The organism is Nocardia wallacei, from assembly GCF_029868745.1.
GTDB lineage: Bacteria > Actinomycetota > Actinomycetes > Mycobacteriales > Mycobacteriaceae > Nocardia > Nocardia wallacei_B.
In genome coordinates, this window is the sequence record NZ_JARWOP010000115.1 from 51446 (window position 1) to 61577 (window position 10132).

9 protein-coding genes are annotated in these 10132 nt (G+C 69.7%); 6 read left to right on the top strand and 3 right to left on the bottom strand.

What is annotated here, in order from left to right; all coding sequences use genetic code 11:
- Window positions 1-62 precede the first annotated feature (62 nt).
- Entirely contained in the window at window positions 63-1481 is a 1419-nt protein-coding gene (locus QH470_RS08820) for an FAD-binding oxidoreductase (RefSeq protein ID WP_280271786.1), read from the top strand.
- Window positions 1478-2605, top strand: coding sequence for an FAD-dependent monooxygenase (locus QH470_RS08825; protein WP_280271787.1), 1128 nt, complete (start codon window positions 1478-1480; stop codon window positions 2603-2605). The genes QH470_RS08820 and QH470_RS08825 overlap by 4 nt, the downstream gene beginning before the upstream one ends.
- A 16-nt stretch (window positions 2606-2621) precedes the next feature.
- Here QH470_RS08825 and QH470_RS08830 read toward each other — a convergent pair whose 3' ends face one another.
- Entirely contained in the window at window positions 2622-3938 is a 1317-nt protein-coding gene (locus QH470_RS08830) for a protein kinase domain-containing protein (protein WP_280271788.1), read from the bottom strand.
- Between the two features lie 413 nt (window positions 3939-4351).
- Between QH470_RS08830 and QH470_RS08835 the strand changes: the two genes are divergently transcribed.
- A complete protein-coding gene (locus tag QH470_RS08835) occupies window positions 4352-5308 on the top strand; it encodes a patatin-like phospholipase family protein (protein WP_280271789.1) in 957 nt (318 codons plus the stop codon).
- A gap of 25 nt (window positions 5309-5333) precedes the next feature.
- Here the strand turns inward: QH470_RS08835 and QH470_RS08840 are convergent, their stop codons facing one another.
- Window positions 5334-5975 carry an Rv0361 family membrane protein gene (locus tag QH470_RS08840; protein ID WP_280271790.1) on the bottom strand — a complete coding sequence of 214 codons (642 nt, stop codon included), beginning with the start codon at window positions 5973-5975 and terminating at the stop codon, window positions 5334-5336.
- A 545-nt stretch (window positions 5976-6520) separates the two neighbouring features.
- Here QH470_RS08840 and QH470_RS08845 point away from each other — a divergent pair.
- Window positions 6521-7180, top strand: coding sequence for a response regulator transcription factor (locus QH470_RS08845; RefSeq protein WP_280271795.1), 660 nt, complete (start codon window positions 6521-6523; stop codon window positions 7178-7180).
- A gap of 15 nt (window positions 7181-7195) precedes the next feature.
- Window positions 7196-8617, top strand: a complete 1422-nt coding sequence (locus QH470_RS08850) for a sensor histidine kinase (RefSeq protein WP_280271791.1) — start codon at window positions 7196-7198, stop codon at window positions 8615-8617.
- Window positions 8618-8623: 6 nt separating this feature from the next.
- Here the strand turns inward: QH470_RS08850 and QH470_RS08855 are convergent, their stop codons facing one another.
- Window positions 8624-9547: a TAXI family TRAP transporter solute-binding subunit gene (locus tag QH470_RS08855; RefSeq protein ID WP_280271792.1), complete on the bottom strand. Its 924-nt coding sequence runs from the start codon at window positions 9545-9547 to the stop codon at window positions 8624-8626.
- Window positions 9548-9786: 239 nt separating this feature from the next.
- Here QH470_RS08855 and QH470_RS08860 point away from each other — a divergent pair, with 239 nt between their 5' ends.
- Complete coding sequence (locus QH470_RS08860; RefSeq protein ID WP_280271793.1) at window positions 9787-10074, top strand: putative quinol monooxygenase; 288 nt, start codon at window positions 9787-9789, stop codon at window positions 10072-10074.
- The last annotated feature ends 58 nt before the right edge of the window (window positions 10075-10132 follow it).

A 10132-nucleotide genomic window follows, 5' to 3' on the forward strand; every position in this document is an offset into this window, starting at 1 on the left:
GAACCGCTCTTTTTATTTCACGGATCGTCGCCCCTCGGCGCGGTCCCTTTCCTGGAGTTTCCATGACCGACGAAAGTACCGTTCGGCAGTTGCTCACCGAGGACCCGCAATCGGCGGATCTCGGTGGGCATCGGCCGCGCCGGATTCACGACACCTACTTCCCGGCGAGCACCGAGGAGGTCCGGCAGCACATAGTGTCGGCGGCTCGCACGGGAATTCCGTTGTACCCGTTGAGTACCGGCCGCAATTGGGGGATGGGTTCGCGAAATCCGGTGCGCGACGGCTGCGCGATACTGGATCTACGTCGAATGTCGGCGGTGCGGACGCTCGACGTGGAACGCGGCTACGCGGTCATCGAGCCGGGCGTCACCCAGCGCCGATTGGCCGAATTGCTCGACGGCACACCATGGATGCTGAACGTGACAGCGGGTTGCGCGGACGCGAGCATCGTCGGAAACACCCTGGAACGCGGCGACGGCACGATCCGCCCCCGATCCGAGGACCTGCTCGGTCTCGAGGTCGTCCTCGGCACCGGCGAGATCATCACGACGGGCGGGCTCGACCGCAACGGCCGCCGCCCGGGCTGCCCCTCCGGACCGGACCTGACGCGCGCGTTCGTGCAGAGCAATCTCGGTGTCGTGACCGCTATGGCGGTCGCGCTGATTCCGCGACCCGAAGCCGCGACCGTCGTGCACGCCACGATTGCCGGTGCCGCGCTGGGCGACGCCATCGACACGACGATCGAACTCGGCCGGGCATTGCGCCCGACCGACGGCATGCTCCGGTTGAAAGAGATCTTCGTCGTGCCCACCGGTGCGGCCGTTCCGGACGGGGCCGACCCGGACCACGTGACCATCCAGCTGCCCGTGCTCGGCTCCCGCTCATCGGTGCGGCTCGCTGAAAAGACTGTTCGCGCAACACTTTCCCGCACTCCCGGCCTCACCACGCTGCGCACGGTCGCCGCCGGGTCCGTCGTCTCCGGGGATCCCCTGTACCCCCAGGCGCAGTTCGCCCGCGGGATTCCGTGCTGCGCGAATCTGCGGCGGCGGCTGGGAATCAGCGCGTGCGCCCAGGTCGATGCGGCCGGCACCGGCTGGCTGATGCTCCTTCCGGCCGTACCGCTGGAACGAGCGGCCATGACCGAGGCGGTCGGCCTGTTCACCAGCGAGGCGGAACGGCACGGCACGGCCGTCATGCTCGAGTTCAATGTGATCTCACACCACAGCACCAACCTGGTGGCCCAGATCCCGTTCCGCCGCGAGCCCGCCGCGGTCGCGCGGGCCCACGCGCTGCGCGACGCCGCCCGGAGGCGATGCATCGACGCGGGGTTTCCGCCGTATCGCTCCGACATCGACCACGCCCCAATGGAATTGGCGGACCGGGCGGCCACCTACAGCGACGGGCCGCTCACCGCGCTGAAGCAGGTCTATGACCCGGCCGGAATCATTGCCCCGGGCCGATTCCTGGTGGCCGGCCGATGAGCGCCACCGCGAAATCGCCGGAAAGTGTCGATTGCGTCATTCTCGGGTCGGGCGTCGGCGGTGCGCTGCTCGCCTTGCTGCTGGGCCGCCAGGGTCGGCGAGTGTTGCTGCTGGAGGCCAAATCCCGGCCGCCCTCCCGCGGCGCCGAGGTCCTCAAGCCACGCGGGATCCGCGTGCTCGCCGAGCACGGCCTGCTCGACGAAATCCTGAACCGGGGCGCGCTGGAACGCGTGGTCATCGACTTCTATCACGACGGGTCGCTACTGCTGTCGTACGACTTCGCCGAGCACACCCGGCTCGGCCATTTTCTCATCGTGCCCTATGCCCGGATCGTGTCGGTCATCCTCGACGCGTGCGCGGAACTGCCGAATGTCGATATCCGATTCGGGTGCCGCCTGGCCGATCTGTGCAGCGAGCAGTTTCCGGTGTCCAGCGGCATTCTGGACGACGGGACCCGCGTCCGGGCAGGGGCATTCGTCGATGCGGGCGGGTCGATGTCGGCGCTCAGCACGTTCGTCGAATCCCTGCGGGACGTCAGCCGGCATGGACAAGTACTGCGGATGGCAACGATTCCCATCACCGCCAGCATTCTGTCGCGGAATCGGCTCTATTTCAGTTCGAACGGCCGGCTCGCGTACTTCTATCCGGTCGACAGCGGGAAAGCCAGAGTGTTCCTCGGGTTTCCGGGTGCGGAGGATACGCTGGTATTCGACGCGCCCTGCGGCGACCTGGCGGGGCGGCTCGCCGATTTCGTCACGAAAAGCGGTGACGCGCTGGCATTGCTGCGGACCGACCACTTCGCGCGGGTCCCGATATCGGTTTACACCAGTAAGCCGTATCATCGGGAAAACGTTGTCCTGCTGGGGAGTTCGGCATTTTCGCCGCATCCCATGACCGGTCAGGGAATGAGCTACACCTTGGAGGACGCCACCGTGCTCGCCGACATTTTGGTGACGGCGACCGACGCACAGCAACTGGAGTTGTTACTACAGGAACGATACGAGGTCCGCCGCGCGCTGCACGGCAGGCTCGTCGCCTATGGCGACGCGCTCGCCGGGTCGTACCACGATCGCGACGCGTACCTGGACGTCCACGACCCGGTCCTGCACGGTGGTGACCGATGACAGTGGCCACGCTGTACTACTTCTCGGGTTTTCCGGCTTTGCCGTTGCCCTGCCCGCGATTACCGTGATCCGACTTGCCGTTGCCGTTGCCGTTGCCGTTGCCGTGTGGTGTCGAAAGAGACGGCTCCGGAATACTCTCCGCCGGTTCGGGAAACGCGGGCGGGCAGCCGCCGCCCTCGGGACAGAACGGGCCGGTGGCCGGGAGCGGCCGGCCGATTTCGGCGTGCGGCCGCGCGGAATCGAACACCAGCGGAGGCTCGGGAGCGGTCGTCTGCGCCGTCCCGCTCTCCGGCCCCGGTATGCGCTCGGGAGCGGTGTCGGTCCCGAGCGTTCCCGGTCGGCCGAACCACAGGGCCGCACCGATCGCCGCGGCGAGTAACGCCAGCGCCGTGACCGCGACGAGTGGTTCGGTCAACGGTGCGAGCAGCGCGATCGCGCTGTATCCCGGTGTGCGCCGCACCCGAGCCGGTATGGCGGGGTTGGTGGCGACGGCGCTGTCGACGGTCGGGGCGTCTCGGCCGGTGATCGCGATGTGCGCGGCGTCGGCGAACGCGCCGGCCGAAGGCCAGCGTCGCCGCGGGTCCTTGGCCAGGGCGCGGGCGAGGATCGCATCGATCGCGGTGGGCAGGACAGGGTTGATCGTGGAGGCGGGCGGCGGCTCCTGGGTCAGGTGCGCCCGTACCTGTCCGGCGGCGTCGGCGTCGCCGAAAGTCTTTCGGCCGGTGAGGCATTCGTAGAGCACGCAGGCCAGGGAATACTGGTCCGAGCGGGCGTCCGCGCGGCCGTCGAACCGTTCGGGCGCCAGGTAGCCGAGCGTGCCGACGACATTGCCGTCGAGGGTGAGGGCCGGTTGGTCGGCGCGGTAGGCGGTGCCGAAGTCGATCAGGTGGGCGGTGCCGCCGGCATCGACGATGATGTTGGAGGGCTTCACGTCCCGGTGGGTCACGCCCGCGCGATGGGCGGTCTCCAGCGCGTTCGCGATCTGGGCGACGATGGCCGCCGCGGTCGCCGGCGGCAGGGGCCCGACGCTCAGCAGCGTGGCCAGGGTGCTGCCGGGGAGATAATCCATGGCGAGGTAGAGGCGATTGTCGATCTCGCCGAACGCATGGACCCGCGGCAGGTACGGGCTGCGCAGCTGCGAGATCAGACGGGCCTCCCGGGTGAAACGCTGCCGGTGCGAGACGTCGACCGGGGCGGCCGCGAGCACCTTCAGTGCGACCTCGCGCTGCTCGAGCGTGTCGTGCGCCAGCCACACCAGCCCGGTGCCCCCACTACCGAGTAACCGATCCAGCCGGTAGCGCCCGAATCGGCGCTCCCCGGCATCGTGCCTCACGACCCGTTCGCTCCCGGCTCATCGAGCGCGTCGGAGCCCACGGACTCCGTAGCGCCGCAACAGCCGCGGATCCGAGCATGCCCGGTCGCCCGGCGGCAGGGGAGAGGTTCGTGCATCCGGTCATGGTACGACCGCGCCAGACCGGTGTCCCGCAGTGAAACGAATTCGCTCCGGTTCGGGTGCCGAGCGCTGTGCCCGGCCTGAGGGTTCGTCGCGGAATTACCGCGAATGCGAATTCGATAATCCGCCGAGGGCTGCGGCAGCCAGTCTCAAGAGACTGTAAAGTTGCCGATTCCGGTCTGCGGCTTCGAATGGCCGATGCTAGCTTTCTGTGCGCGGATCGGGGCACGAGTCCGGATCTGCGCGGACATTGTTCGGTAATTCAGCGGCTCGGCCCGCGGAGAGGGTCGGCGTTGACGCAGCAGCCTGTGGTGCGCATTCTCGCCGGGGTGGCCGGTCGGAGTCTCAGCATGATGGTGGGGATGGCGAGCGGGGCCGTGGATGCGCTCGCCGACCGGCGGGCCGGGAGCGGCATGCCGGGTGCTGTCCCGTTCCAGCCGATTGTCGCCGGTGTCAGCGGCGGCGCGATCGCGGCGGCGGGGACAGCGCTCGGAATGACGCGAGAGCGGACACGGCAGATCGCGATCGCCTATCCGGAATCCGACGTCCTGGGGGCGAGAAGTTTTCGCGCTTTTCTGGCGCGCCGTGTGCTGTATCCCGACGCTCGAATTCGCGAACTCGCCTATGCCGTGGTCGGCGATCGCACCTTCGCGGACTTCGCTCTCGAGCCGACCGCACCGGGGCACGAGGCGGCGTCGGCGCTGATTATTCCGGTCTACTCGGCTGAATACGGCACCCTGGTGTTGCCGCGGGACCTGCCGAAGCTCGGCGTGTCGGACCTCCCGGTCGCCGACGCGCTCGTGGCCGCGACGCGAATCCCGGGTGCGCTGCCCGCCGCCGCGGGCCTCGAGAACATCTTCGACGGCGGCTGCCACCACCGCGTTCCGCGCGACATCTTCGCGCCCCATCGCGCGCTGGTGCTCGACCTCTACGGGCCGCAGCCGTACAACAGCCGCGGCGGGCTGCTCTTTCCCGTACTGCACCCGTCGCTGCGGGCAATTCGCAACCGGCCGCGGCCTTTTCACGACGCGGCCCTGCGCGACGCGACCGTTTTCGCGCAGCAGCCCTACGGTGCGGCGCTCAGGACACCGGGGCGATCGGCGGAGGAATTGTTCGACAGCGGCTACGACATCGCGGCGACCTGGATCCGTTCCCGGACCGACGCGCAATTGCTGAACGTGGTCGACCCCGAGGTGCTCGGGGCGGCGGAGGGCGCCGTCGACGGCGATCGGATCCAGCCGGTCACCTGACGCGGCGACCGCCGCCGGACGGGTGTTACAGCCCCGGCCCGTTCAGGCCCTTCAGCAAACCGCAGACCTTCCACTCGCCGCCCTCTTTGACCAGATCGTAGGTCAGGGCATGGGTGGTGGGTTTGGTGCCGATCTTCACCTGCGACTCCACGGTGAAGGTGCCCTTGTCGGCGCCGTCGGGCACGTCGACGCTCTTCAGCGTCGTCTTCACCTCGACCTTCGGGCTCTTGGACGGCGTGACCGTCGTCTTCCCCGCGCTGTCGATCTTCGCTTTGTCCGCCTTGCAGATCAGGGCGCTGTTGTCCTTGCCCTCGCTCGCGCCGTCCACGAACTGCTGTGCGACGTCGCGCGGGCTGCTGGATGTCCCCGGCAGTCCGCCGCCGCCGGAGAACAGGAAGAACCCGCCGACCACGAGGACGAGCACCAGAATGCCCGCACCGCCGAGGATCCAGGGCAGCGGGCTCTTGCCGCCGCCTTGCGGCGGGTAGGGATACTGCCCGTACGGCGGTGGCTGACCGTGGCCCGGCGGCGGGCCGTAGGGCTGCTGCGGCGGCGCACCGTAGGGTGGCGGCATGCCGGGGCCGGGTGGCGGCGGCGCGCCGTACGGCTGTTGCGGCTGCCACCCGCCGGGTGGCATGCCGGGGTAGGGCTGATGGGGGTCGGTCATATTTTCGGTCCTAAGGATCGGTGATGACAGCGGCCGATTCTCGGCCGCCGCGCCTCGAACGGCGGGCCGTGTGCCGACTCCGCCGCGGCACACGCGACGCCATTGAAACACGCGAAAGGCGTTGGGCGAATTCGGTGTTGGGGTTTTTACAGTCCTTTGAGGTGGTGTCCTCGGTCACCGCGGGCCGGTGCGGGATGTCGGGTTCGGTGCCGAAAGTATCGCGTCCGCTCCTCGAATCCGGAACAAGCGGTCTCTAGGCTGTACGGGTCGCGCCGGGCTGTCGCTTGCGACCGGTCGGCGCCGGGTGGGTATCGAGCTAGGAGAATGACCGGTGTTTCAGATAGTGGCTTGGGCGGTCATCGCCGTAGAAGTCCTGATCGTGATCGGGGCGCTGTGCTGGCCGACGGGGGAATGGCCGGCCCGGCGGGGTGCGCGGCACCGGCGTGATCGGGATCGGCGCGGGCACACGGCAACTCGTGCCGCCGCGACGGGCCGTGCGCATGCCGACTGAGAGCCGGGCCCGCGAGGCGGGTGCGGATCGGCGGGTGCGTCTGCTGATCGTCGAGGACGACGAGGATGTCGGGGACGCCCTCGTGGAGGTGCTCACCGAGCACGGCTACCACGCCGAGCGCAAGACCCGCGGCCTCGATCTGCTTGTCGGACATCGCCATTACGACGTCGTCATCCTCGACCTCGGGCTGCCCGATTGCGACGGACTGCAGGTGCTGCGGCAGCTGCGCGAGGTGTCGGCGATCCCGGTGGTGATCCTCACCGCTCGCGACGACGAGCGCACGATCGTGCGCGGCCTGCGCGGCGGCGCCGACGACTATCTGGTCAAACCGCCGCGCGTGGGTGAGCTGATCGCCCGCATCGAACTGGTCTCCCGGCGCGTCGCGGTGGCGTCGGGCCCGGAGTCGTCGGTGGTCGTCTCGGGCGACGTGCGCGTGGACCTGGCGGCGCGCGAGGTGGTGGCGGGCGGAGTGCCGATCACGTTGACCCAGAAGGAATTCGACCTGGTCGAGGCGCTGGTGGAGCGCCCGGGATCGGCGGTGAGCCGCGAGGTGCTGATGGACCGGGTGTGGGGCGACGCCTTCGCCGCGGTGTCGCGGTCGCTGGACGTGCACATCTCCACCCTGCGCGGCAAGCTCGGCAGACCGGGCCTGATCACCACGGTCCGCGGGTTCGGCTACCGCTGGGGCCGGTGACGCGAGAGTGGGAACGTGCGCCGACAGCTGCTGGTGATCCTGTTGTGTTTCGCTACGTTCGCGGTGACCGGTTTCGCCGCCCCCTTGGCCGCGACGAGTTCCACGGCCAGGACCCAGCAGTTGTGGTTCGACCGATACGTGGACGCCGAGTGGTTCGCCGACCTGGCCGTGCACGCCATGGCCACCGGGGACCGGTCCACCCTGGACACCGAGATGCGGCGCTATCGCGACCTCTATTCCGATCGCGTACTCGTCGTCGACGCCCGCGGCGGCGAGTTCGCCAATACCGGCGTGGACACCGCGGACGCGCGCAATATCGCACTGCTGGCGGCGGTTCGCAGCAATCGGCACGCGGTCGCGCCGCCACATCGGCTGCGGCCCTGGGATTCCGACACGATGCAGATCACGCATCCGATCGGGGCCGGGATGCAGGTCGGCGGGGCCGTGCTCATCGAGGCCTCCACGGTGCGGGCCAAGCACGACATCCTCGACCGCTGGGTGCTGATCTCGCTCGGGACCTGGACCGCGCTGCTGCTGTGCACCGGGCTGGCGCTGGTGGTCACCCGCTGGGTGCTGCGGCCGCTGGCACGGCTGTCGCGATCGGTGACCACGCTGGCCCAGACCCTGCCGCGCCCGACCGCACCCCCCGAACCCACGGCGATCACTCGGCATTACGGCGGACCGCCGGAGGTGCGGGATCTGGCCGGGTCCTTCGAGGCGATGGCGCAGGCGGTGGGTGAGGCGGTGGACGCGCAGCGGCAGCTGGTGGCCGACACTGCCCATGCCATCCGAAACCCGTTGGCGGCATTGACTATTCGGCTGGATCAACTCGGCCGCTCGATTCCCGACCAGGCCGCGCAGTCGTTCCGGCGGGCCGTCGCTCAGGTGGAGCGGCTGAAGGCGGTGCTGGACGGACTGTTACGGCTGGCCGTGGCGGAGACGCCCGCGGGATTCGGTGCGGAACATACCGATTCGGACTTTCCGAGCCGCTGCGACGCGGTGCGGATCATCGACGACAGGGTCGATTCGTGGCAGCCCGCCTGCCACGAGGCGGGACAGACGGTCGCGCTGGTCCTGCCGTCCCGCGAGGTGGAGGTCGCCGTTCCCGAGGATGCCCTGGTGCAGATTCTCGATGTGCTGCTGAGCAATTCGTGCCGATACGCGGGCGCGGGAGCGCGGGTGGAGGTGTCGCTGCGGGAAACGGGGGACGGCGTGGTCGTCTCGGTGACCGATGACGGCGTCGGTGTCGCGCCGGACGAACTCGACAAGCTGACCACCCGCTTCTACCGTGGTGCGGCCGCCGCCGCGGGCGGGACCGGACTCGGGCTGCCGATCGCGGCGGCCTTGGCGCAGCGTTATCGCGGCACGCTGACGGTGTCGGCGGTGCGGCCGCACGGGCTGCGGGCGTCGGTGCGGCTGCCGCCCGGCGGCGACTGAGCGTGGTCAGCCGTGCTCGTCGCGGTACTGCGCGGCGGCCGCGGGATGCAGCGGAACGCTGCCGGTGCCGACCAGCCAGCGGCGGTTCAGGAAGTGGAATCCCAAGGCCTGCACGGGCATCAGCCCGTCGGCGCTGTGCACGAGGAGCCTGGTGATGCTCGCTACCGTCGCGTCGGGGAGTCCGGACCCGGCGAGGAGCAGATTCGGCACGCCGATCGTGGCGAGTCCGGGGCTGCCCGGGTAGGCGTCGGCGGGTATCGCGACCCGGTCGTAGTCGTAGCCGAACCGCTGCCGCAGGGCGGGGACCATCTCGCCGAGATCGATCAGCCGGGCCCGCGCCGGGATGTCGGGTCCCGGCGTCGGTATGCCGCCGCCCCAGACGATCGCGTCCACCACGCCGGTGTGCAGCAGGGCCACCGCGTCGGACAGCTCATGGTTGCCGCTCACCACATCGTGGGCGGGGTCGAGGCCTGCCGCGCGCAGCATCCGCTCCGCGGTGCTGGATCCGCCGGATCCTCTGACGCCCAGGTCGATTCGCGCGCCGCGCAGCTCGCCGACCCGCCGGATCGGGCTGTCGGAGGTCACCGCCAGCTGGATGTAGGTTTCGTAGAGCCGCCCGATCGCCCGCGCGCGGGTGCCCGTGGCGGCCACCGTGTCCGCCAGCGACAGCGCGGCGTCGATCTCGCCGCGGGCGAGCAGGTCGAGATTCGCCAGCGACCCGTCGGTGACGATCGGCTCGATGCGCACCGTGCTGTCGCGGGCCCCGGCGTCGGCCAGCAGGTGCGCGAACTCGTGGAACAGCCCACCGGCGCGGCCGGAGCCGAGCCGGACGGACTCGATGTCGCCCCGGGCGCCGCAGCCGGGGAGTGCCAGCGCGGCGGTCAGGCCGAGCAATGCCCGGCGCCGCAGTACGGGAGCGCCGTCATACATCGATGGTGCTCCTGATCGTCTGCCTCGCCCGCGCCGCGTCGGCACGCTGGTGACCGGTGCGGTTCGGGCCATTGCAGCCGTGTCCCCGGCGTCTGTCAACGCGGTGCCGCCGCCGGTGGGAGCAGGCGGTTCCGGGTCGGCCACGCCGTCGGCGAGGGACAGCGGTTCCGGCCGGGCGGCTTAAGCTGTGGAGCGGAGTACGGAGCCGAATGGTCGGTTCATACGCGAAAGGAATACGCATGATCGCTGTCATCGCCGAGTTGACCGTGCAGGACGGGAAGGGCGTCGAACTGGAATCCGTCGTGGCCGATCTCGTCGTCCAGATCGAGCGGAACGAGCCGGGTAACCGGGCGTACCGGCTGGTGCGGTCCAAGCAGGACCCGAACTCGTATCGGATCTTCGAGCTGTACGACGACGAGGCCGCCCTCGAACAGCACGGCAAGTCCGAGCACTTCCGCGCCGCCGGGCAGCGGCTCGCACCGCTGCTCGCCGGCGCGCCGAAGATCGAGTTCTTGGCCGCGGTGTGACGGATTTCCTGGATAATGGTCAGCTGGGGAGGTAGCAGCGGGCGGCGGGCAGGGCTTG